The organism is Agrobacterium tumefaciens, assembly GCF_031801495.1.
GTDB classification, from domain to species: domain Bacteria; phylum Pseudomonadota; class Alphaproteobacteria; order Rhizobiales; family Rhizobiaceae; genus Agrobacterium; species Agrobacterium tumefaciens_K.
Window position 1 is genome coordinate 658,581 of the sequence record NZ_JAOEGC010000001.1, and the last position, 23,352, is coordinate 681,932.

Sequence of the window (23,352 nt, forward strand, 5' to 3'; positions counted from 1 at the left end):
GGTTCGCTGCCGGGTCGATCAATCCGTATGGGAAGACTGGAACAGGCGGTCACGCGATCCCACCAGATGGTCGTGCATGAGCTTTCTTGCCTCCTCGCTTTGTCCGGCCGCGATTGCGTTGGCGATCGCCTCATGTTCGGCAAATACCCGTGTCAGACCGGAAGCCTCGCGCTTGACCGATGCACCGTGGAATTTCATCCCGACGGCAATGTGCTCCTTCAAGGCTTCCATGGCTGTCGAGAAATAGCTGTTCTTGGCCGCGCGTGCGATGGCCAGATGAAACTGGTAGTCCGCATCGACGCGGTGCGATTGCCGGTTGGTGGCGTCGCGCAGAAGCTCGAGCGCTTTCTGGATGCTGGCAAGCTTTTCCGCATCGTGGCGCAAAGCTGCTGCAGCTGCTGCCGCCGGTTCGAGCGTAAGCCGGAATTCGTAGCAGTTGAGAAGATCGGCGACGTTCTCTAGCTGCCCGAAGCCGAGCGGCTCGCGAAGACCGAGCGCGCGCACGAAGCTTCCCGCGCCTCGACGGGAATAGATGAAACCCTGCTCGCGCAAACGCCGAAGCGCCTCTCGCACCACGGGACGCGAAACTTCAAATTCGACCGCGAGCTCATGTTCGGTTGGCAGCCGCTCATCAGGCTTGTAGGCGCCGGACTTGATGGCCCGATGCATGCGTTCGAAAACGAGATCGGGAAGGCCTTTGCGTGCCGTTCCGCTGACAATTCCCATCTAGCCGATCCTCCCGAGAATCGATTCTGCAATATTTTTCAGGGTATCCGGATGACCGAACCCGCCTGATTTCGTTATGACATATCGCCCATCAATCTGGCCAACGCCAAGTCCCGGCACGCATTCACCAAGAAGCCGGAAGCGCGAAACATTCATTTCATGCATCACGGCTTCCGCCGTTGCGCCACCCGACAGCAGGAGCGTCGTTGCCGGCCCAGGCATGTACGGCACGACACTTAGCGCCAGTTGTCTGGAAACCTCCTGTGACGAGCATTCTGTGCCACCGGGCGTTGCCTGGACAAGTGTAATCGGCAAGGTGTGTGGATAACTCCCCGTAACGCCGTTCGGAGCCTCGATATGGCTGATTCCGCCAAGTCCGCGCAAGGCATCGATCTGCGCGAGGGTAATAGGGTCACGGGATCCCACCACGAACAGGGCTTGCCCGGCGGGTAGCTCCGTCAGCGCCGCGCTGCTTCGTCCCGTCATGCTTTGGGCCAACGCTTCGGCAAGACCCCTGGCGCCGATCAGCAGATCGACCCCGGCCGTATCCGGAGATTCCAGTGCGCTCGTTATGTCCTGCTGGGTAATTGTATCGGGGATCAGGCTCTTTTCAGCATGCGGCCCCAGCTTTTCCCTGATCGAGATCGGTGTGGGGACACCGAAACCGCAGACATGGCCGTCAGCAACCACACGTTCGAATTCAGGTATGGCCGGGGCAACGAGTGCGAGATCGAAGGGCGTTTCGTCAAGCTCGGCAGCAATGTGCCCCTTCAACCGGGAGTCGATCTTCTTGAACAGACGGGCCGCCTTGGGCAGCAGAGCTATAACCTGCTTCGTGATCGCGCGGGCATTTTCCACGCTGCCGTCCCTGCATGCCAGATCGATGCTGAGGACGTCTGGGTGGTCCTGCAGGGCTGCGGCAATTCCATCGACTGTAATGGCAATTTCGGTCGAAAGGCCGCGGCCCGCAAAGGGTGCGGCGGCGTCCAGCGCGCCTGTCAAATCATCGGCCAGTATCGCCAGCATGCCAACCATTCTCCATATGTTGTAATCTTTATAATTATATAAAATCGTTTAAAGTCAATCTATAATAGGAGAGCGCAAACAACATGTGTGACATCTGCGCTGAACGCGCGACGCGCCGGCAGACGGGCGGAAATGTCAAGTCGGGTGAGAAGCAGCTGGAATGATGATGCTTTTGGCTGGCACAAGGCAGCAATGCACCGGTCTTGCTGACGGGTGCAGCCAGTTTCCTGATTGTGGAGGTTCAGGGCGCCAAAGCAAACATAATGCGGCGTCCGGCCAGTGCCGGACACCGCGGTTTCAGTGGAGAAGGGCTGTCAGCCCTTACTTTCCTGCAGAGGAGAGTGCCTGTTCCATGCGGTCTAGCCCTTCGGTCAGAAGGGTTCTGGGGCAGCCGAAGTTGACACGAAGATAGTGGCGGTAAGCTTCGCCAAATTCGTGCCCCGCGCTGAAGCCGACCTTCCCATGTTCCAGGAAAAAAGCCTGAGGATCCGGGCTGAGGTTAAGTTTGCTGCAATCGAGCCAGGCGAGGAATGTGCTTTCGGCTTTGATCAGGCGGATATCCGCGAACCGGCGCGCGACTTCCTGCGAGAGATAGTCGCGGTTCGCCTGGATGTAGCTCAGCATCCGCGTCTTCCATTCGCCTGCCTTTGCGTAGGCGGCAAGCGTGGCCTCAAGGCCAAGGATATTCACGCTATCGACCATGCCGAGGCGTGATGCGGCAAATTTCTCGCGTGTCGCCTTGTTCTTGATGATTGCGAAGGCGGTTTTGAGGCCAGCGATGTTGTAGGCCTTGCTGCCCGCCATCAGAGTGATCGTACGGTTGGCGGCGTCGTCGGAAAGGCTCGCAATCGGCGTATGGTGGCGACCGTCCAGCAGCAGTTCGCAATGGATTTCGTCAGATATGATCAGCGTGTCGTTCTTCCGGCACAGTTCGGCGATCGCCAGCAGTTCATCACGGGTAAAGACCTTGCCGGTCGGGTTTTGTGGATTGCAAAGCAGAAACGCCTTCGATTGCGCCAGTTCCTCGGCGAACGTGTCGAGGTCGATCTTCCAGCCGTTCTCGGTTGGGGTGAGCGGCGCTTCTTTACGAATCAGCCCCCAGTGACCTGCGGCATTCAGAATCGGGCGATACACGGGTGTCTGCACCAGCAGGCCATCGCCCGGCTGTAGCATAGCCTTCAATGCCATGTTGAAGCCCGGCTCCACACCAGGCAGGAAGACGATTTCTTCCGGCAGAACGTCCCAGCCGTATTTCACGCGCATATCGGCGACGATCTGGGCGCGCAGTTCATCCTTGGCGACGCCGTAGCCAAGGATCGGGTGCTCAAGCCGGGCACGAATGGCCTCGACGATTTCCGGCGCGACCTGAAAATCCATGTCCGCAACCCACATTGGCAGCACATCGGCGGAATATTTGCTCCACTTGGAGCTGCCGGAGCCCATGCGATCATATACGGTGTCGAAGTCGGTCATGCCTGTCAAAATCTCCTTGTCTCTTCCGTCGCCTATTCGAACCAATGGGAGTGGCCGCGACGGACATATTGTCCGGCGCCGGGCTGGTTGACGACGGCGCTGCCGTCGAAGGCAATGTTGCCGCCCAGATAGGTGCGCGAAACCGTTACGGAGAATTCCCGGCCATCGAAGGGGCTCCAGTTCAATTCGTCATGGGCTCTGGATGAATCCCAGACCTGCGGTGTTCTGGAAAGGACCGTGATGTCGGCGTCAGAGCCGATCCTGAGCGAACCTTTTTCCGGCCACAGACCGAAGAACCTGGCGGGGCGCTCGCAGAGCTGTTCCACCGTTATTGCAGCTGCATCCAGCCCCCGGCTTTCCGCGGCGGTATAGAAGGCGGGCAGCAGGGTTTCCAGTCCCGGCACCCCGGCGCCCGCGTCAAAGATCGACGGGGTGAGCTTGTTGTCGATCGGCCAGCTGGAATGGTCCGAGCTGACGAAGGCGACGCGCCCGGCAAGGATTTCTTCCCAAAGGGCATCGATCTGCCCTGGGCGGATCGGCGGATTGACCTTCATTCGCGCACCGAGTTCGGCGCCGTCTTTCGCCGGGTCGAACCAGAGATAATGCACGCAAAGCTCGCCCGTGGCGCGGAAACCGTCAGCAAGGTAATTGTCGACCAGCTGCAGACCCCGAGCGTTCGACAGATGAACGATGTGGGCATGAGCTCCAGCGCTTGCGCCGAGTTCGAGGAACTGGGCGGTGGCGGCAAGTTCGGCTGCTGGCGGGCGGCTGTCGGAATGTGCCTCGATGCCGTCGCGGCCTGCCGCTTTTGCCGCCGCGATGCGGGCGCGAACGATCTCCTGATCCTCGTTGTGCACACCAAGCGGGATGACCGTTTCCGCCAGTGCGCCGAAGGTTTCCAGAATCTGGTTGGTGGCAATCCTCGGGAAGCGGGTGGGGCTGCTTTCGAACGTCGAAATCTTGAAGGCCACGACGCCTTTTTCGATCAGAGGTTCGATCTCGGAGGTTGACTGATCCGGCATGATGGTGCCGTAAAGCGCCACGTTGGCGTGCGCGTGTTCGCGGATAGCCGCCACTTTGTCTTCAAGGCGGGCGATGGAGTTCAGCGGCGCAGGATTGTCGTAAGGCATGTCGACGATCGTGGTGACGCCGCCGGCGACAGCCGAGCGGGTAGTCGAGCGAATGCCGGGCAGGCCGCCATAGCTCGTGGCGTGGGTCTGGCCGTCGATGACACCGGGAATGACAAGATCGTCACCGGCATCGAAGCTGTCGGTGGAGGCCGGTGCCTCCCCGGTGCCGATGGCGACGATCTTGCCGTCCTTGATCCCGATCCATGCATTTTCGAGTGGACCTTCAGGCAATACCAGCGTGCCACGTACTGTCAGATCGAGTGTCATCTTGCGGCCTTCCTATAATCGAGATCGAGATTGGTCGAGGCCAGCGCCACGCCTGCCTGCACCGGGTCGATGACAGGAATGCCCAGACTTTCTTGCAGCGCATGGCGATAGTTACCAAGACCGGCACAGCCGAGGATCACCACATCGGCACCATCTTGGTCACGCAGCAGGCGTCCGGTGCGGGACACAACTTCCACCACGTCGCTTGCCATCAGCTCCACGACGGTCTTGTTGATGGAGCGGTCGCCCGCCAGACGTTTGTCGAGTTCAAGTGCTTTCAGATAACGCAGGTGCCGGTCGATGGAGGACTGGCCGAGAGAGATGATACCGAAACGGGAGCCTAGGCCAAGCGCAGCAATGTATGCGGATTCGGCAATGCCGAACACCGGCCGGTTCACCAGTGCGCGAACCTTCGCAATGCCGGGATCGGAGAAGCAGGCCAGAACGAATGCGTCTGCCTGTGAGGCGGACACAGCCTCGATGATATTGGGAATGACCTGAGCGACGTGATCGTCTGTTTCGATGCCCGGAGGCGACTTCGAAAGCTCGATGCATTCTATGTGATGACGGCTTGCCGCACGCACCGGGCCGAGGCATGCTTCCATCGATTTCGTGACGGAAACGGAACTGTTTGGATTGATGACAAGAATCTTGGGCACGTATTCATCCGTGGGATATGGCGCAACGGAAAGGTATGTTGCGCAAAATAGATATACCACGTAATATATTACTGATTGCGTCCGTGTCAAAGCCTGTTTGGGTCGATTGGCGGAATCGAATTCCGTGCTAGAAGTTATGGCGTGTACTGTCCGGTGACGGAAAAATAGGCGGTTGAGCGTCGGTGTTTGGTCCCGGCAGGTGCGGAGACGGATTTGGACAGAATTGAAAAACCGGCGTTTTCATCGGAAAAACGAGGAAAGTCGCTTACCGAGCAGGCCTATGCGATATTGCGCGAACGCGTGATTACCGGCGAGTTGGCGCCGGGTGTGGATGTTTCCGAGCCGGAACTGGCCGAAGGGCTTCAGATGAGCAAGACGCCGGTGCGTGAAGCGCTGGCGCGACTTTGCGTCGAAGGCCTGATGGAGGCATTTCCCCGTCGCGGCTATCGCGTCACGCCCGTTACGTTGAAAGACATGAACGATCTTTTCGCCGTTCGCGGTTCGCTTGAGGGAACCGCTGCCGCACTCGCTGCGCAAAACCTGACGAACGAAGAACTGGATGCGCTCGATAGGCTGGCGGATGCCACCTATATCGTTGGTGAAGACATCAGCACGAAAACCTTCGTCACGTCGAATGAGATGTTTCATGCTGCGATCGCCCTCGGGTCAGGGAATGCGCGTCTGCATTCGCTGGTGATGAGCCATCTGGAAGAATGCGCCCGGCTGTTTTATATGGGCACCCGCATTCGCGACATCAATCCGGAAACGACGAACGATCATCACCGTATCGCTGCGTTTCTCCGCCAGCGAGACAGCGAAAAGGCGCGGCTTGCAATGATCGAGCACAATGAAAATACCCGCAAGGGATTGCTGGCAGCGATTGTTGCCAACCCTCAATCCGGTGTTTCGCTCTAGACCCTTAACTGATCTTCGGTCAGTCTTCTTTGACGAGATGACCGGGTGCGTGCTCCCGGTAGGTCGCTTTGACCGGAACGTAATCGGCTGGCCTCACGGCGCTGCCGATCTCCATGTCAGGGCGTTGCTTCCGAAAGTGGCGTCTTGCCGGGTCCGCAATCGGTACGGCGTCCAGCAGGCGTTTTGTGTAGGCATGCTGCGGGCTGCCAAAAATCTGGGCGCGTGATCCGATCTCGACGATTTCGCCCAGATACATCACTGCTACCCGATGGCTGACGCGTTCGACCACCGCCATGTCATGACTGATGAAGAGGTAGGCGATCTTCAGGTTTTCCTGAAGTTCGAGCATCAGATTGACGACCTGGGCCTTGATCGAAACATCTAGCGCGGAAACCGCTTCGTCCGCAACGATCAGGCTGGGATTGAGCGTTAGAGCGCGGGCGATACTGATGCGCTGGCGTTGCCCACCTGAAAATTCATGCGGGAAGCGCCGAGCCATGTCCGCCTTCAGGCCGACCCGTTCCAGCAGGTCGACTGCCTTGAACTGTGCATCTTTTTTCGTAGCAAGTCCGTGCGCTATCATTGGCTCGGCGATGGCATCGCCGACGCGCATGCGTGGATTGAGGCTGGAAAACGGATCCTGAAAGATCATCTGCATGCGTTGACGCTTGCGCGTCAGCTCGGCGGCGGAGAGGGCGCGAACGTCCTGCGCGTCGATGCGGATGGTTCCGCTGACCGGTTCCACAAGCCGCAGGACCGAGCGCCCGGTCGTGGATTTGCCGCAGCCGGATTCGCCGACCAGTGAAAGTGTCTCGCCCTGATTGACCTTGAACGAAACGTCTTCCACGGCATGGACACGCGATGTAACGCGTCCAAGTATGCCGCTTCTCACATTGAAGCGGGTGATGAGGTTTTTGACTTCAAGCACGGGCATCTGCTGTGCGGGCGTGACTTCACGCTCGGGGTGCTTTACGCCGGTTTCCACGTCGATCAGTGGAAAAGTCGCAGGATTTTCCCGTCCGGACATCGATCCGAGTTTCGGGACGGCAGATAGAAGCGCGCGCGTGTATTCGTTGCCGGGGGTCGCGAAAACATCCTCGGTGGCGCCGGTTTCGAGCGCGCGGGACCGGAACATGACGACGGTTCGGTCGGCGATCTCTGCAACGACGCCCATGTCATGGGTAATGAACAGGACGCCCATTTTCTCTTCGTCCTGCAACGTCTTGATAAGCTGCAGGATTTCCGCCTGCACGGTCACGTCCAGGGCCGTGGTCGGTTCGTCGGCAATCAGCAGGGTCGGGCGACAGGAAAGCGCCATGGCGATCATGACACGTTGGAGCGTTCCGCCGGAAAGTTGGTGCGGATATTCATCGAAGCGGGCTGTTGCAGACGGTATGCGGACGCGCTCGAAAAGGCTGATGGTTTCCGCCCGTGCCTCAGCCGCGCTCATGGGTCTGTGGCGACGAATGGCCTCGGCAATCTGTCGACCCACCGTCAGCACAGGGTTGAGCGACGTCATGGGTTCCTGGAAGATCATCGCGATCCGGTTGCCTCTGATGTCCTGCATCTCGCGTTCAGGCAGGTTCAGGAGATCGCGGCCCTCCAGCTTGATGCTGCCGCTGATCCGTGAGGTCTTTTCCGGAAGAAGCCGCATGATCGACATGGCCGTCACGCTTTTTCCCGATCCGGATTCGCCGACGATGGCGACCGTTTCTCCCGCGTTCACGGAGAGGCTCACATCATTGACCACGGGCAGCCATACGCCGTTTCGCCGGAAAGAAGTAGTCAGGTTTTCGACTGAAAGAACGGGCAAAAGAGCAGGCTCCTGCGGGGTTTCTACCAAAAAACGGCGGTATCGACGGGAATGTTTTGTAAGATATTACGTAAGATATTTCATCTTGCCAATAAGCTTGCAATGAACGAGGATGATTTAGGCCTGCGTGTACATTCAGGGGAGACACTTTGTCATGTCGGATGACGTTCGCAAATCCGTTCTTCTTACGCCGCTGGAGCTTGATGGACTGCGTAAATCAGGGGCCGATGTGACAGTTCTCGCTGTTCACTCGATAAACCCCTATACCGGCCAGTCCACGTTCAAGGGTGAGCGCATTATCGGCGCGATCGATACCGAAGCCTATTCTGATTTCCAGTCGCCGCCGTCATTTGAACGCGGCCAGCGTCCTCTTCCTGATATTGCGGTTTTGCAGGAAGCTGCGCGCCGCTGGGGGCTGCGCCCCGAAAGCACGATTGTCATTTACGATGGTGATCGCAGCATGACGGCGGCTCGGGCTTGGTGGGTGCTGAAGTGGGCGGGGCTTCCGGATGTGCGGGTCCTTGATGGCGGTTTTCCCGCATGGCTTTCCGCCGGGCTACCGACAACCGAGGCGGCAGCCGTGCCTCAGCCCAGCGAGATTGTTCTGTCCGCGGGCCACATGCCGGAATTCGGTGCCGACGAGGCAATCCGGATCGGGGAGGAGGGGGTGTTACTCGATGCGCGCATCCGACCGAACTACATCGGTGGCGCGGTGCCGGATGGTCAGCCCGCACGGGGACATATTCCTTACGCGGTCAGCGCGCCTGCTCCAGACAATGTCACCGACTACGGCAACTTCACCGACAGCGACACGCTCAAGGAAATGTACAGGGTCCTGGGCGTTGATGGCACCTGTCGGGTAGGGGTTTATTGCGGTGCAGGGATGTCCGCCGCCCATACCGTTCTGGCGCTTGCGGCAATTGGTATACCGGCGGCAATGTACCCCGGTTCGTGGTCTGCCTGGGTTTCTGATCCGACTCGCCCGGTCATCACCGGCGCTGATCCCTTTTAGTCATAGAATGCTCAAATTCTGAGCATTCGTGGGGTGATATTCTCCCATCTTGGATGATTGGGAGGTATATTTTGCGCGCTCGGCACAAAAAATATGCGATAATTCTCTTTGTTTAAAATCGCGGCAAGTTGCCTTTACAGCTTTTGATCCCATTGGTATATTTCGTAGTATATCAGCGTCGACCCGGCTTCGGGGTGGGCTGAATTGCGGAACGGGTTCGGCGAGCCCATGGCCAAGGGAAGGTTTCTGAGTATGAATATCTGGAAGGGTGTAGCCGCGGCGGTTCTTGCCGTGCCTCTGGTGTCCGCAGGTTTTTCCGCCTCGGCGCAAGATCAGTCCAAAACGCTCGTCGTCGCGGTACCGTCCGATCCGGTGGGGGTTGAGCCTGGCGCCAATAAAGCAGAGCCGATCGGCAGCGAGATCATTCTGAATGTGTTCGACACGCTGGTCGCCTGGACCGCACCGGATTTCCAGAAGCTCGAAGGCCGTCTGGCGACAAGCTGGACGATTTCTCCTGATGGCAAGGAATTTTCCCTCAAGCTGCGCGACGGCGTGAAATTCCAGGATGGAACGCCTTTCGATGCTGCCGCTGTAAAGTTTTCACTGGAGCGTACCAAGGCAGCCAACCCTTACGTGAAGGCCACGTTCGATCTCATCAAGGACATTGCGGTCGTTTCGCCTTCCGAGGTGAAGATCACTCTGTCCGCGGCCTATCCCGCATTCCTGTCCATCCTTGCACAGCCGCAGGCCGCAATTGTCAGTCCCACGGCTGTCGAAAAGCTGGGCGACAAGTTCGCGGCTACGCCGGTCGGCACCGGTCCGTTTGTCTTCAAGAGCGCGCAGGCTGATACGAACATAGTTCTCGAGGCCAATCCCGATTATTTCCGTGGCGCTCCGAAGCTGTCGAAGATCATCTACCGTGTCGTTCCTGATGCCTCGACACGACGCCTTGAGCTTGAAAGCGGCGGCGTCGATATCGTGCAGCAGCAGGGCCAGCTTTCCGCGATTGCCGCTGAAGATATCGAGGCGCTGAAGCAGAATAAGGACGTGAAAATCCTTGAAACCTCCAGCCAGATCATCCGCCAGCTCGAGTTCAACAACAGCAAGACCGATGGTCCGTTCGCGGATATCAAGGTTCGCCAGGCGATCACGCATGCCATCGACTACGATGGCCTGCTGCAGGGTGTTTTCGGTGGTACGGCTGAGCGCGTCTATGGACCTCTGACCAGCAACAGCTGGGCGTTCAATCCGAAGATGAAGGAGCTCGCTCCGAAATACGATCTCGAGCTGGCCAAAAAGTTGCTGGCCGAAGCCAAGGTCGATCCGTCCAGCCTCGATCTGAAGCTCTACAGCTTCCAGGGGCCGCTCTGGGGTGCAGTCGCGACCTTCGTGCAGGCAAACCTTGCGGATGTCGGTATCAACGCAACGATCCAGCAGACTGAATTCCCGGCGCTGCGTGCGCTGCAGACCTCCGGCCAGTTCGATGTGGCTCTCGATGGCCGTCAGCCCTGGTACAATGATCCGGACGCCCACATCACCATCGGTTATCTCTCGTCGCTTGCCAACACGGCCATGACGTTCCGCATGCCGGAAGACAAGGCTCTGGATGACCTGATCCTCAAGGCGCAGCAGACCTCCGATATGGAAGCGCGCAAGCAGCTTTACTTCCAGGTTCAGGAAGAAATCGTCAAGAAGGTTCCGGGCGCCTATCTCTTCAGCCCGAAGCTGATCGTTTTCTCGCGCGCAAATGTCGAGGGACTTGTGGTCAACAGCGCGCCGCCGCTCAACGAGTACTGGTCCGTCTACAAGAAATGATATGAACTTTTGCAGATCGATGGGCGGCCTTCGGACCGCCCGTCTCCCCGCTTCCCGTCTGTGCCGGGTGGCCGAACGAGCAAGTTGGAGAGCATGGCAGGTTTCATCATACGCCGGCTGATCGCGCTGATACCCGTCATGTGCATCGTGCTGGTTATTGTATTTTCACTCGTCCGGCTCATCCCCGGCGATCCTGCTGTCACCCTTCTTGGTCCGGGGGCGACACAGGAGCAGATCGACGCACTGCGTGCCCAGCTTGGCTCCGGCCAGCCAGTCTTCATGCAGTTCATGAATTACGTGTCCGGCCTGTTTCAGGGGAACATGGGTGTTTCCCTGAAGTCCGGTCAGCCGGTCGCCCATGAAATCCTGATGCGCCTCCCCGCAACGGTGGAGCTTTCAGTTGTCGCGGTCATCGTCGCCGTTATCGTCGGTATTCCCATCGGCGTTCTGTCTGCTGTCCGCCCCAATTCGATCTTCGATCACGTCACGCGCCTTGCGTCGCTGGTCGGCGTGTCGATGCCCGCCTTTCTGCTTGCCCTCATTTTACAGCTGATCTTCGCTACCTGGCTCGGCTGGTTGCCGGTTTCAGGCCGGATGAGTTCTTTCGTGACGGCCGACACGGTGACTGGGTTCGCGATCCTCGACGGGATCATCACCGGCAATCCCGCTGCTGCGTGGAGCGCCGTCCAGCACCTCATCCTTCCAACGGCCGTTCTGGCTGCGTTCCTTGCCGCAACGCTCGGCCGTTTCGTGCGCAACACCATGCTGGATGTCATGGGGGAGGATTTCATCCGAACGGCGAAGGCCAAGGGTCTGCGCCGGGCCGATGTCGTTATCAATCACGGCCTGCGCAACTCCCTCCTGCCGGCAATTACCGTCATCGGCCTGAAGTTTGCGGAAATGCTTGGTGGCGCAATCCTGACGGAAACGATTTTCGCCTGGCCGGGCATCGGCCGTTTCATGTTCGAGGCCATCAAGAACCGTGACTATCCGGTCATTCAGGGCACGACGCTGGTTTTCGCGCTGCTGTTCGTTCTGACATCGATCATCGTGGATCTGCTCTACGGTGTTCTCGATCCGCGCGTGCGCAGGAAGATGAAGTGACACGATGCGTGAACTCCTGACATTTCTCAGACGCAACACGCTGGCCGTTGTCGGCCTTGTCATTCTCGTTGCGCTCGTTGGCTTGATTACCGTCGGTCCGATGATCTCTCCCTATACGCCGACCAAGCTGGATATCCTTCACAAGCTGGAAGGGCCGACGTTCGCGCACTGGCTCGGCACCGATGCTTTCGGGCGCGACGTGCTGACCCGCATCATGTACGGTGGCCGGGCGACGTTGACCATCGGTGTCGGCGTGGTCGCCATAGCTTTCGTGATCGGCGTTTTCTTCGGCATGCTGGCGGGCTTCGTCGGCGGCTGGCTCGACAGCATCATCATGCGCATTGTCGATGCGATTCTCGCCTTTCCTGCACTTGTGCTCGCGATTGCTTTGGCGGCGGCCTTCGGTCCGAGCCTCCAGAACGCCATGCTGGCCGTGGCGATCACGCTTGCGCCGCAGTTTGCGCGCGTGGCACGCAGTCAGGCATTGAGCATTTCCGTCAAACCCTATGTCGAGGCGGCGATCTCGCTCGGTCTGCCCACCCACCGCATTCTGCTGCGCTATATCTTCGTCAACGGTTTGGGGCCTTTGCTCGTGCAGTCGACGCTGGCGCTCGGCAGCGCCATTCTCCAGACTGCCAGCCTCGGTTTCCTCGGGCTTGGTGCGCAACCGCCGCTGGCGGAATGGGGGGCGGACGTCTCAGCGAACCTGCAATTCGTCCGTAGCGCCGCATGGGTGGCGCTGGCGCCGGGCATGGCAATCCTGTTGGCCGTACTCTCCTTCAATCTGATCGGCGACAGCCTTGCGGACTGGTTCAATCCGCGTCGTCGCAGCGAACTCGAGTGAGGTTGATCGGGCATGACAACGCTGACCATCAGTCTTGAGAAAGTCGATTTCCTGCCTCCGACACGCGTGACCGACGACACAAGCGTGCTGACCTTGAAAAACCTCGTTTTCGAACCGTTGCTGAAGTGGGACGATGGTTTCGTGCGCCCGGCACTGTTCGAGCGCTGGACGCATTCGCCGGATGGTCGTGAATGGCGCTTCTTCATCAGGGAAGGTGTAACGTTTCACGACGGCAAGCCCTGCGTGGCAGACGATATCATCGCCTTTGTCGATGGCATCCTCGAAGCCGTCGATACCTTTGGTATGAAGTGGTCCTATGCGCGTTATCTGAAAGACGCCAGGATTACCGCAGAAGGTGCAGGGATTGTTCGCGTCGAGAACCCCGAACCGATTGCCGATATCCTCGATATCTTCTCCGAATTTTACATCAACCGCTTCGACGCGAGCGGGCATCCGCTTCTCGGCACCGGCCGATACCGGGTTGCGGAGTTCGAGCCATTGAAACGCGCCGTTCTGGAACGGATCAATGGTGATGCTGGACCACAACGTATTGTCGCACTGGCTGAAAAGCATGCCGAAGCGCGTTACGAGCAATTAAGGGTCGGAATTGCCGACGCCGTGCTCAATCTCGAGCGGGTGGAAGGCCGCCTTGTGTTCGATGATGCCTTCGAATGGGGCAGGGCGGTCAATACGCTGTCGGTCATGTATTACCTGAACTGCAACGAGGGTGTTTTCCGGTCTGGAGCAGCCCGTCTTGCCGTCAATCATGCTGTCGATACGGCGGCTATGGCGGCAGAGATATTTCACGGTCTGGCCGTGCCGTCCTCAACCATTGTCAGCCCATTTCACCTCGGAGCAGCGAAAGCTGGCCTCCAGCCGATTGCCTACAATCCTGAAAGGGCGCGGCGGCTGCTGGAGGGTGTTGATGCCGGCGATACGATCAGGCTGCGAACGCCAACCTTCATGCCGGAGCGCGCGCCTGAAATGAGCCGCTTCGTGGCGGCGTCATTGGAGGCGATCGGTCTGAAGGTGGAAATCGAAACGGAATTGGACCGCCCCGAATATGCCCGCCAGATCGGCCGCAAGGAAATGGGCGATATGGCGATCTTCGATTCTTCGCCACACAGCACCTACCGCATCCTGAACGACAAGATTTCGAGTGAAACGCAGGCCGTCTGGTGGCAGGGCTATGATGACGCGGAAACAGAAGTGCTGATTAAAGCTGCCAATAACGCGGTCGAAGACGAGGCGCGGGACGTGGCCTATGCACGCTGCCTGACGCGGCTTCATCAGAACCCGCCATGGCTTTATCTGGTGCATCCGGTCGATGTCTTTGCGGCGCGCAGAGGCATCGGCGGGCTTTCAATCGATCACAAGGGCACGCTCAACATTCGCTGAGCGGCCCGTTCGCACGGTTAGGAAAAAACGATGGAAAAAGACTACGCGATCACCTTCTTCTATTACGATGATATTCACGCCGTTGCGCCGTTCTACGAGAATGTGCTCGGGTTCGAGCTGGTGCTGGATCAGGGACTGGCGCGCATCTACCGCATTGCAGGCAATGCCTATTTCGGCATCGTTGACGGCAATCGTGGACATCTGAAACATCAGGAAAAGAGCGCGGTTCTTCTCACCATCGTGGCGGAAGATGTCGAAGGCTGGCATGCCAAGGTGAAGGCAGCTGGCGTCAAAGGGCAGTCCGAGATGCTGCGCGGCACCTACTGCGAACATTTCTTCTTCGAAGACCCAGCCGGTTACGCCATCGAGATCCAGCGGTTTCATAATCCGGACGTCGCGAAGCTGTTCAAATGAGCGCAGATCTTCCCACTTTGTCGAACGCGCTGTCAGCTACCGCCCGTGCACATGGCGACACGCCTCTGTTGGCATTGCCGGACGGTTCCGTGGCCGATCTGAAGAGCGGTTACATTCCACTGCTCGTGAATTTCAGCTTCGAGGACAAGGCCGCCAAGGGTCTGCGCAAGCTGAAGGATCAGTCAGAGCCGGAGCCAGCGGTGTATTTTTCAGCGCTGGAAATGGTCCGCGATCATCCCGCCCTGCTGCTGGCGGGGGAAACAGGTAGCGGGAAGACAAGTTTCGCCCGGCATCTTGCGTACCGTCTGGCGGCCGATGATGTTGCGCCCCGCGCTCTTGCGCGCAACGATCTCGGCGCTGTTCACGAGGAACAGTGGGGTTTCGAGAATGTCCTGCCGGTTTACGTCCCGGTGGTGGGTGGCAACACGTTTGCCGAACTTTTGGATGGGGCCAGTCCCGGCATCGAAGGCATTCTTTCCAGCGACAACTGGAACGCTTCGCATGCGACGCTTCTCATAATCCTCGATGGCGTGGAGGCGGCAGGGGCCAGCGTGCTTTCCCTGCTGAATGACGCGCTGACATTTCAAGTAAGCCATCCGCGTGTCCGCGTGCTGGCGCTCGGCGAAATTTCCGCGATCAAAGGTCTGGCGCTGCCATCGGCTTTTGCGCGTTACGATCTCCTGCCATTGCTTGCGGTTCAGCGTAGGGATGCGGCATCCAGGCTGGCGGGGCTTGATCTTGGTATCAGGGGAACTGCCTTGGGTGCCGCGGCTGCCAACCCGGCGCAGTTCGCGATGGCATTGAATGCGGACAATCGCGGAGAAACAGCAGAATCGATTGTTGACGACTGGCTTGCAAAGGTTGCTGGCGATGCCCGCACGGCCACCTTCCTGAGCGGGCTGGCATTCGATGCGCTAGCCGGTACGCTTGATGATCCGACGCTTCTTCCGATCACGCGTGTCCGCCAGTTGCTTGCCGCACGGCATCTCGCTTCTACCTCTGCCGTTGAGGCGGTTCAGCAATTCCGCCGTGATCCCCGCCTGTGGCGGCCGGTGCTTGAAAGCCTTGCGCGCAGGCTTGCCGGTTCAGAGGCCGCGAACGCGTTGATCGAGGCATTGATCGACGGTGATGGTGAAGGGATGTTGCGGGGCGCGCTCTTGGCTGCCGATCTCATGACAGAACCCGGCGTCTTGCGTGAGCGTGTCGCCGCTCACCTGCTGACGATCGTGCAGGGAGGTCTGCTCTCCGCATCGGAGCGGGAACAGGCGGGCCGGAAGCTGTCAGTCTGGGGCGATCCGCGCGATCTTGAGGTGCTGGCAACTGTACCGGGTGGCCGGTTTGTTTTCGGCTCCAGCACCCATCCGAATTCCGCACCGCCGCACCATGTTGAGGTTGGTGATTTCCGCATTGGTCTCTACCCCGTTACCAATGCCGCCTATGCTGGTTTCATCTCGGAAACGGGGCGTTTGTGGCGCAGTCCCGACGGGTTTTCGGCGGAGAGACGCAATGCTCCGGCGACGGATTTGACATGGCGTGATGCCGAAGCCTATTGCGAATGGCTGACGGAGCGCTGGCGGGCAGAGGACAGGATTGGCGCTGGCGAAATCGTGCGCCTCCCGACTGAACCGGAGTGGGAACGTGCTGCCCGTGGCGATCAGCCGGATGCGGGTGACGAAACCGTCGTTTATCCCTGGGGCAACGTCTGGGTGGCCGATGCGGCCAACTCCGAAGAGGCCGGTTTCAACAACACCTGTACGGTTGGCCTTTTTCCAAACGGCCGCTCTCCGTACGGCTGCTACGATATGGCCGGGCAGATATGGGAATGGTGCACGACGCTCTGGGGCGAAGATATGGCAACGCCTAGTTTTCAGTATCCGTACTGCGATGACGGACGAGAAGAACTCGATGCCGCGCCCTCCATTCGCCGGGTTCTGCGGGGTGGATGTTTTTCCAGCGGAAAGCTGAAGGCATGCTGTACCTATCGCGGCAGTCTGGAACCTGACGGGTTCTGGCGAGGCAATGGTTTCCGCATCGTGGTTGCGAAAGTGGCGGAAGGATAAGCGGCGGAGACGCCTGTACTATTCCATCGACATCGTGACCAAACTGGCGGATGATATCGCCAATATCGTTTGGAGGGATAAGAGATGGACGCATCCGCCAAACCAGACACCACATATGGCGATGAACCCGGCATACGTTTTGCAGTCCTCCTCGATACGCAGGGAGGCAGTCGGCAAATCGATCTGCGAGCCTTGCTGAACTGGAAGCCGCAGGACGGTGTTTTATGGTTGCACCTCGAACGGGATCATCCCGCGGCGGCCGACTGGATCAACCGGGAAAGCGGCCTCGACCCTCTGATCTGTGAGGCGTTGCTGGCGGAAGAATCCCGGCCTCGCGTTGAGCCCGTGAATGACGGTCTGCTGATTATTCTAAGAGGCGTTTGTGGCGCCACCCCGATGGGCATTGTGGAAGAGAACCAAGACCTCGATCTTGTTCCCCTGCATATCTGGGCAGATGCCAACCGGCTTATAACTCTGCGGGATAGCGGTCATTACATAACCGCCTTGCGCGATATCCGTTTCGCTTTGAACAAAAAGGTCGGGCCGCGCAATACCGGCGAGTTGCTGGCTGTCGTGGGTGACAAGCTGGTCAGGGATCTTGAGCCTGTTCTCGATGCGATGGACGAAGAGGCTGATGAACTTGACGACATGATCTTTCATAAGGCCTGTGGGGAGGTTCGGGAGCGTCTGAAGCTCTTGCGCAGGAGGTCCGCTCAGTTACGCCGCTATTTGATGCCGCAGCGTGATGCACTCGTCCGCATCGAACACGATGACGCGCCCTGGCTATCGGAGCGGGACAAGCTCCGGATTCGCGAAGTGATCGACAAACTCGTCAGGTTTGTGGAATATCTAGACGCGATCAGGGATCGAACGGCCATACTTCACGATGACCTTTCGACTGTCATCGGCGAGCGCATTGCGCGCAACTCCAACCGTCTCTCGGCTCTCGCGGCGCTACTGCTGCCTCCGAGCGTGATTGCCGGTCTTTTCGGAATGAATGTCGGCGGAATTCCCGGTGTAAACGATACCTGGGCCTTCGTTCTGATCGTCGGCTTTGTTATCGCCCTTTCAGCAGGCACACTGATGTTTCTGCGAAAAGTCGACTGGTTGTGACTGGAGCGACCGGGAACCTTCGCTCCCGGTCATCGTCATGCCATCGGATTTCAGAAGAGGCGGTCCAGCCAGTCATGCGGATCGGCTGCACGTCCAAACTGAATATCGGTTAGCGCAGACTTCAGACGTTGAGTTACAGCACCGGCGTTGCCATCGGCGATCGTGAAGCCATGGTTACGGCCCTTGACCTTGCCGATTGGCGTGACCACAGCAGCCGTCCCGCAGGCGAAGGCTTCCTTCAGTCGTCCGCTCCTGGCATCTTCCTGCCATTGATCGATGGAATAGGGCTCCTCCCGAACCGTAAGGCCCATGTCGCGTGCCAGCGCAATCAGTGAGGCGCGGGTAATGCCGGGTAGGATGGTGCCGGTGAGCGGCGGCGTCTGCAGGGAGCCGTCCTCGAACACGAAGAAGATGTTCATGCCACCGAGCTCTTCTATCCAGCGGCGTTCGACCGCATCAAGGAAGACAACCTGATCGCAGCCTTCGCGTTGGCCTTCCGCCTGGGCGGCAAGGCTCGCCGCATAGTTGCCGCCGCATTTCGCAGCACCGGTTCCACCCGGAGCAGCGCGCGTGTAGTTTTCCGAAACCCAGAGCGTCACGGCCGAAGCTCCGCCCTTGAAATAGGATGCGACCGGCGAGGCAATCACCGAGAAGATATAGTCGGTGGCGGGTCTGGTTCCCAGTGCAACTTCGCTGCCGATCAGGAAGGGGCGCAGATAAAGGGACGCGCCTTCTGCTGTTGGGATCCACTCACGGTCGGCACGGACCAGCGCACGCACCGATTCAACGAACAGGTCTTCCGGCAGCTGCGGCATGGCCAGACGCTCTGCCGAGGCGCGGAATCGCTTTGCGTTCGCATCGGGGCGGAACAGCGTCGCACCGCCGTCCGGCAGGTGGTAAGCCTTCATACCCTCGAAGATTTCGAGAGCATAGTGAAGAACCATCGATGCCGGATCAAGGTCAAACCCCTTGCGCGGTTCAAGCTTCCAGTCGTGCCAGCCGCGATCCTTGTTGTAGCGCAGCGTTATCATGTGGTCGGTGAATATCTGTCCAAAACCGGGGTTCTGGAGCAGTCGCTCACGTTCGCTCGCGGATACCGGATTGGGGTGCTTTTCGACGCCAAGGGTGAGGGTGGTGCTGTCGCTCATGTCTCGCCTGTTCTTTCTGACTGACGCAAACGTGCTGTCTCGCACGCTATCAAAAAAACCCTACCTCGGGTCTTGCGATATTTGGTTGCGTTTATGTCTCGATAATAAACGATATTGGCATCAGATTCGATCTATCCGGACAAGTAGCCGAAATTCGGGATCGAGTATCCTTTAGACGGGAAAACAAACATAAGGCGCTCTTTTTGAGAGCGCCTTATGCAGTTTTATCGATTTTCTAACGGGCCGGCCTAGCGATGCAGATCGAACCGGTCCAGGTTCGTGACCTTCGTCCATGCTGCAACGAAGTCGTCGACGAACTTCTGTTTCGCGTCGGAGCTGGCGTAGACTTCTGCCAGGGCGCGAAGGATCGAGTTCGAACCGAAGACGAGATCGACACGCGTGCCGAGCCACTTCAGCTTGCCGGTCTTGCGATCCGTTCCTTCGAACAGATTCTGGGCGTCGGACGTCGCCTTCCACTGCGTGGACATATCGAGCAGGTTGACGAAAAAGTCGTTGGTCAGCGTGCCGGGCCTGTCGGTAAGCACGCCATGGGTCGAACCATCCGTGTTGATGTTGATCGCACGCAGACCACCCAGCAGTACGGTCAGTTCCGGTGCGGTCAAGGTCAGCTTCTGCGCATGATCGATCAGCAGCACTTCAGCCGGAGTGGTCGAGGACGCCTTCTGGAAGTTGCGGAAGCCATCTGCAACCGGCTCCATTCCTGCAAACGACTCCGCATCGGTCTGTGCCTCGGACGCATCGGAACGGCCAGGTGTGAAGGGTATCGTTACGTCATGTCCGGCGGCCTTTGCAGCCTGTTCGACACCGGTATTGCCAGCCAGCACGATTAGGTCCGCGAGTGACAGCTTCTTTCCGCCGCGTGCGTCTGCGTTGAATGCCGTCTGGATATCTTCCAGCACCTTGAGAACACGCGCAAGCTGTTCTGGCCGGTTGCCTTCCCAATCCTTCTGCGGGGCGAGGCGGATGCGAGCGCCGTTAACACCGCCACGTTTGTCACCACCGCGGAAGGTCGACGACGCAGCCCAGGCCGTGCCGACGAGTTCGGATACCGTCAGGCCGGATTCCAGCAGTTTCACCTTGAGCGCGGCGATATCGGCTGTATCGACCAGCGGGTGATCGACCGCTGGAACAGGATCTTGCCAGATCAGCTCTTCCTTCGGCACTTCCGGCCCGATGTAACGGGCGCGCGGGCCGAGGTCGCGGTGGGTCAGCTTGAACCATGCCCGCGCAAAGGCTTCAGCGAAAGCCTGCGGGTTTTCGAGGAAGCGACGGGAGATCTTTTCGTAAGCCGGGTCGAGACGCAGCGACAGGTCGGTGGTCAGCATCGTCGGCTTGTGCTTCTTCGAAGGATCGTGCGCGTCGGGAATGATCGCGTCGGCATCCTTGGCTTCCCACTGGATCGCACCGGCGGGGCTGCGTGTCTGCACCCACTCGTATTTGAACAGGTTTTCAAAGAAGAAGTTGCTCCACTGCGCGGGTGTCTGCGTCCACGTGACTTCCAGGCCGCTGCCTATGGTATCCGCGCCGTGTCCCGTACCATAGTTGCTTGCCCAGCCAAGACCCTGTGCCTCGATGGGTGATGCTTCCGGATCCGGTCCCTTGTGCGATTCCGCAGAAGCGCCGTGCGTTTTGCCGAAGGTATGTCCGCCAGCGATCAGCGCTACGGTTTCCTCGTCGTTCATCGCCATGCGCTTGAAGGTTTCGCGGATGAATGCGGCGGCGGAAATCGGATCACCGTTCGCGCCCGGACCTTCCGGGTTGACGTAGATCAGGCCCATTTCTGTCGCGCCGAGGGATTTGTCGAAGCTCTCAAGCGGGCGATGGGTGAGCCAGGTGGTTTCGGAACCCCAGTTGACGTCGAGATCCGGCTCCCAGGTGTCTTCGCGACCAGCAGCAAAGCCGAAGGTGCGGAAGCCCATGGTTTCCAGCGCCACGTTGCCGGTCAGGATCAGAAGGTCGGCCCAGGAAATCTGCTGGCCGTATTTCTGTTTGATCGGCCACAGCAGACGGCGCGACTTGTCGATGTTCACGTTATCCGGCCAGCTGTTGAGCGGCGCAAAACGCTGCTGTCCACGACCACCGCCACCGCGCCCGTCGCTGAGACGATAGGTTCCCGCAGCGTGCCAGGACATGCGGACAAACTGAGGGCCATAGTGACCAAAGTCGGCCGGCCACCAGTCCTGTGAATCCGTCATCAGCTTGCGTAGGTCGTTCTTGAGCGCTTCATAGTCGAGTTTCGCGAATTCCTCGCGATAGTTGAAAGACTGGCCCAGCGGATCGGATTTTGTCGAATGCTGGTTCAGCAGATCGACGCGAAGCTGATTTGGCCACCAGTCCTGATTCTGGACGGCGCGCGCGGGCTTGCCGGATGCGGCCCCTGAAAATGGACATTTTGCTTCGTCTGTCATGGTTTAAGCTTCCTCTCTTCTATGATGGTGTCACACTCGCGGCAGATGCCGCGGAATACGATGCTGGCCTCGATGATGCGCATGCCGTGCGTATCGGAGGGTTCCAGGCAGGGAGCATGGCCGACAACGCAATCCACATCTTCGATACGTCCGCATTGGATACACTGGACGTGATGGTGATTGTCCTCGATGCGCGTTTCGTATCGAGCGCTGGCCGAGTCTGGCAGATTGATGCGGCGGATAAGGCCTATGGCCGAAAGATCCTGAACAATCAGGTGAACCGCCTGCAGCGAAATTGTCGGCAGCGGTAAGCGAACGGCCTGAAAAATGGTTTCGGCATCCGCGTGCGGATGATGGTGCAGGTAATCCAGAACAGCGACGCGCTGCGACGTGGCGCGTAATCCTTTGGTCCTCAGGACTTGCGGCCATTCGTGTGCATGAATGTGGGGGTGGTGCGTTTGATCCATGGGCGCAGAATACCCATAGTTTTTAGTAATTCAATACAGCGATCTCATAAAATCTGTATCCAGAGCCTAAATGACGCATCCGTCATTGCTGGATCGCCTGAGAAACAGGGTGATTTGCCTGTGTAACGTGTGACGAAAAAAGCTCGCTGCGTCCCACGGAGCTGCTGAAAGAAATTCAGCGAGAGCCGTTATGGGGCGCAGGGAGCGGTAGAAGAATGGGTGTTGTCGGGTATCAGACGATGCCGCCTGAGCCGCCTTTCGATTGAGGGCGCTGGGCTGCGACCTGGGTGCGATAACCGCTTGCCCGATAGGTGGCGATGGGATCGATGGCGCCGCCTGCCAGCTGCCTTGCCTTTGCGAGAATGGGTTCCACATCGGTGCGGTAAGCGCGTTTCAGTGTATCGGATGCCATCAGCGCGTCGTTATCCTGCTGGAAACCATCCAGTGCCTTGCGGTCAACGAGGAGCGCCTGCGCATAGGCACGGCGGATTTCGTTGGCGCTGGAGATCAGGCTTTCGATCGGATCCGTCACGTTGTGCGACTGGTCGATCATATGGGCGGGATGAAACCCTTTGACGCCGCGATGCTCGGCATCCACGAGTTCGTTGAACACAAGGAACAGGCGGTAGGGTTCGATGGCGCCGGCATCCAGATCGTCGTCGCCGTATTTGCTGTCGTTGAAGTGGAAGCCGCCGAGTTTGCCGAACTGGATGAGGCGGGCGACGATCATCTCGATATTGGTGTTCGGCGCGTGATGGCCGAGATCAACGAGGCAGAAGGCCTTCTCACCCAGCGTATTGGCGATGAGGTAGTTGGTACCCCAGTCCTGAACGACGGTCGAATAGAAGGCCGGTTCATACATCTTGTGTTCGGAAAAGATGCGCCAGTCATCAGGCAGAGCATTGTAGATGTCGGCCATCGCCGACAGATAACGCTCGAAGCTTCTGGTGAAACTGCTCTGGCCGGGGAAGTTGGAACCGTCACCCACCCAGACCGTCAGTGCCTTGGAGCCGATGGCCTTGCCGATCTCGATGCATTCGATGTTGTGTTCCACCGCCTGGCGGCGGGTTGCCGCGTCGGTATGGCTGAGGGACCCGTATTTGTAGGAATGGCTCTGATCCGGCGCATCTGAAAACGTGTTGGAATTCATGGCGTCGAATCCAAGTCCCAGTGCATCCGCATGGGCTTTGAGCTTCTTCGGGTCTTCCTTGTCCCACGGAATGTGGAGCGATACGGTCGGCGTTGCGCGGGTCAGTTCGTTGATGACGGCGCAATCGTCAAGCTTGTCGAAAATGCCACGCGGCTCGCCCTCGCCGGGGAAGCGGGCAAAACGGGTTCCTCCGGTGCCGACGCCCCATGAGGGAACGGCGACGAAAAACTCCGAAACCGTTCTTGTGATCGCGTCGATATCGATGTTGCGGCGGGCAAGCTGGTTTCCAAGCGCCTCGTAGTCGTCGTTCAGTGCCGCAATACGCCTGTCGTTTTCATGCGCAACGACATCGGCTGCAATTTTCGTGTCCGTCATCTCTTCCTCCCCGG

The 23,352-nt window shown here is 58.8% G+C and carries 19 protein-coding genes; 9 read left to right on the plus strand and 10 right to left on the minus strand.

Translation table 11 applies throughout. The features are described 5' to 3' along the window. Positions 1-18 precede the first annotated feature (18 nt). From N7578_RS03150 to N7578_RS03170, 5 genes are all read right to left on the minus strand, one after another. Complete coding sequence (locus N7578_RS03150) at positions 19-726, minus strand: FadR/GntR family transcriptional regulator (RefSeq protein ID WP_311108851.1); 708 nt, start codon at positions 724-726, stop codon at positions 19-21. Next, a complete protein-coding gene (locus tag N7578_RS03155) occupies positions 727-1,752 on the minus strand; it encodes a four-carbon acid sugar kinase family protein (RefSeq protein WP_311108852.1) in 1,026 nt (341 codons plus the stop codon). A gap of 321 nt (positions 1,753-2,073) precedes the next feature. Then, the gene (locus tag N7578_RS03160) at positions 2,074-3,225 is read right to left on the minus strand and encodes a PatB family C-S lyase (protein WP_311108853.1); all 1,152 of its coding nucleotides are present in this window, start codon (positions 3,223-3,225) and stop codon (positions 2,074-2,076) included. Positions 3,226-3,257: 32 nt separating this feature from the next. Further along, positions 3,258-4,622, minus strand: a complete 1,365-nt coding sequence (locus N7578_RS03165; protein ID WP_311108854.1) for an amidohydrolase family protein — start codon at positions 4,620-4,622, stop codon at positions 3,258-3,260. Continuing rightward, the gene (locus N7578_RS03170) at positions 4,619-5,281 is read right to left on the minus strand and encodes an aspartate/glutamate racemase family protein (protein ID WP_311108855.1); all 663 of its coding nucleotides are present in this window, start codon (positions 5,279-5,281) and stop codon (positions 4,619-4,621) included. Before N7578_RS03170 ends, N7578_RS03165 begins: the two co-directional genes overlap by 4 nt. Positions 5,282-5,494: 213 nt before the next feature. Between N7578_RS03170 and N7578_RS03175 the strand changes: the two genes are divergently transcribed. Then, on the plus strand, positions 5,495-6,196 hold the full coding sequence (locus N7578_RS03175) for a GntR family transcriptional regulator (RefSeq protein WP_311108856.1): 702 nt from the start codon (positions 5,495-5,497) through the stop codon (positions 6,194-6,196). 19 nt (positions 6,197-6,215) lie between these two features. Here the strand turns inward: N7578_RS03175 and N7578_RS03180 are convergent, their stop codons facing one another. After that, on the minus strand, positions 6,216-8,009 hold the full coding sequence (locus N7578_RS03180) for an ABC transporter ATP-binding protein (protein ID WP_311108857.1): 1,794 nt from the start codon (positions 8,007-8,009) through the stop codon (positions 6,216-6,218). A gap of 154 nt (positions 8,010-8,163) precedes the next feature. On the opposite strand from N7578_RS03180, the gene N7578_RS03185 reads away from it, so the two are divergent. The 8 genes from N7578_RS03185 (at position 8,164) to N7578_RS03220 (ending at position 17,769) form a co-directional block, all read left to right on the plus strand. Then, positions 8,164-9,021 carry a rhodanese-like domain-containing protein gene (locus tag N7578_RS03185; RefSeq protein ID WP_311108858.1) on the plus strand — a complete coding sequence of 286 codons (858 nt, stop codon included), beginning with the start codon at positions 8,164-8,166 and terminating at the stop codon, positions 9,019-9,021. A gap of 252 nt (positions 9,022-9,273) precedes the next feature. Then, positions 9,274-10,836: an ABC transporter substrate-binding protein gene (locus N7578_RS03190; protein ID WP_311108859.1), complete on the plus strand. Its 1,563-nt coding sequence runs from the start codon at positions 9,274-9,276 to the stop codon at positions 10,834-10,836. A gap of 93 nt (positions 10,837-10,929) precedes the next feature. After that, a complete protein-coding gene (locus N7578_RS03195; RefSeq protein ID WP_311108860.1) occupies positions 10,930-11,940 on the plus strand; it encodes an ABC transporter permease in 1,011 nt (336 codons plus the stop codon). Between the two features lie 4 nt (positions 11,941-11,944). Next, on the plus strand, positions 11,945-12,784 hold the full coding sequence (locus N7578_RS03200; protein WP_311108861.1) for an ABC transporter permease: 840 nt from the start codon (positions 11,945-11,947) through the stop codon (positions 12,782-12,784). Positions 12,785-12,796: 12 nt separating this feature from the next. Further along, positions 12,797-14,182: an ABC transporter substrate-binding protein gene (locus tag N7578_RS03205; RefSeq protein ID WP_311108862.1), complete on the plus strand. Its 1,386-nt coding sequence runs from the start codon at positions 12,797-12,799 to the stop codon at positions 14,180-14,182. 30 nt (positions 14,183-14,212) lie between these two features. After that, a complete protein-coding gene (locus tag N7578_RS03210) occupies positions 14,213-14,596 on the plus strand; it encodes a VOC family protein (protein ID WP_311108863.1) in 384 nt (127 codons plus the stop codon). After that, a complete protein-coding gene (locus N7578_RS03215) occupies positions 14,593-16,656 on the plus strand; it encodes an SUMF1/EgtB/PvdO family nonheme iron enzyme (RefSeq protein ID WP_311108864.1) in 2,064 nt (687 codons plus the stop codon). Before N7578_RS03210 ends, N7578_RS03215 begins: the two co-directional genes overlap by 4 nt. An 84-nt stretch (positions 16,657-16,740) precedes the next feature. Continuing rightward, positions 16,741-17,769, plus strand: coding sequence for a CorA family divalent cation transporter (locus tag N7578_RS03220; RefSeq protein WP_311108865.1), 1,029 nt, complete (start codon positions 16,741-16,743; stop codon positions 17,767-17,769). Between the two features lie 50 nt (positions 17,770-17,819). Here N7578_RS03220 and N7578_RS03225 read toward each other — a convergent pair whose 3' ends face one another. The 4 genes from N7578_RS03225 to rhaI all read right to left on the minus strand — a co-directional run bounded on the left by N7578_RS03225 (position 17,820) and on the right by rhaI (position 23,338). After that, positions 17,820-18,917 carry a branched-chain amino acid aminotransferase gene (locus tag N7578_RS03225; RefSeq protein WP_311108866.1) on the minus strand — a complete coding sequence of 366 codons (1,098 nt, stop codon included), beginning with the start codon at positions 18,915-18,917 and terminating at the stop codon, positions 17,820-17,822. A gap of 248 nt (positions 18,918-19,165) precedes the next feature. Continuing rightward, entirely contained in the window at positions 19,166-21,346 is a 2,181-nt protein-coding gene (gene katG / locus N7578_RS03230) for a catalase/peroxidase HPI (protein ID WP_311108867.1), read from the minus strand. Continuing rightward, positions 21,343-21,813 (minus strand): Fur family transcriptional regulator, encoded by a 471-nt coding sequence (locus tag N7578_RS03235; RefSeq protein WP_311108868.1) that lies wholly within the window; start codon positions 21,811-21,813, stop codon positions 21,343-21,345. The genes katG and N7578_RS03235 overlap by 4 nt, the downstream gene beginning before the upstream one ends. Before the next feature lie 232 nt (positions 21,814-22,045). Then, a complete protein-coding gene (gene rhaI / locus N7578_RS03240) occupies positions 22,046-23,338 on the minus strand; it encodes an L-rhamnose catabolism isomerase (RefSeq protein ID WP_311108869.1) in 1,293 nt (430 codons plus the stop codon). Positions 23,339-23,352 lie beyond the last annotated feature (14 nt).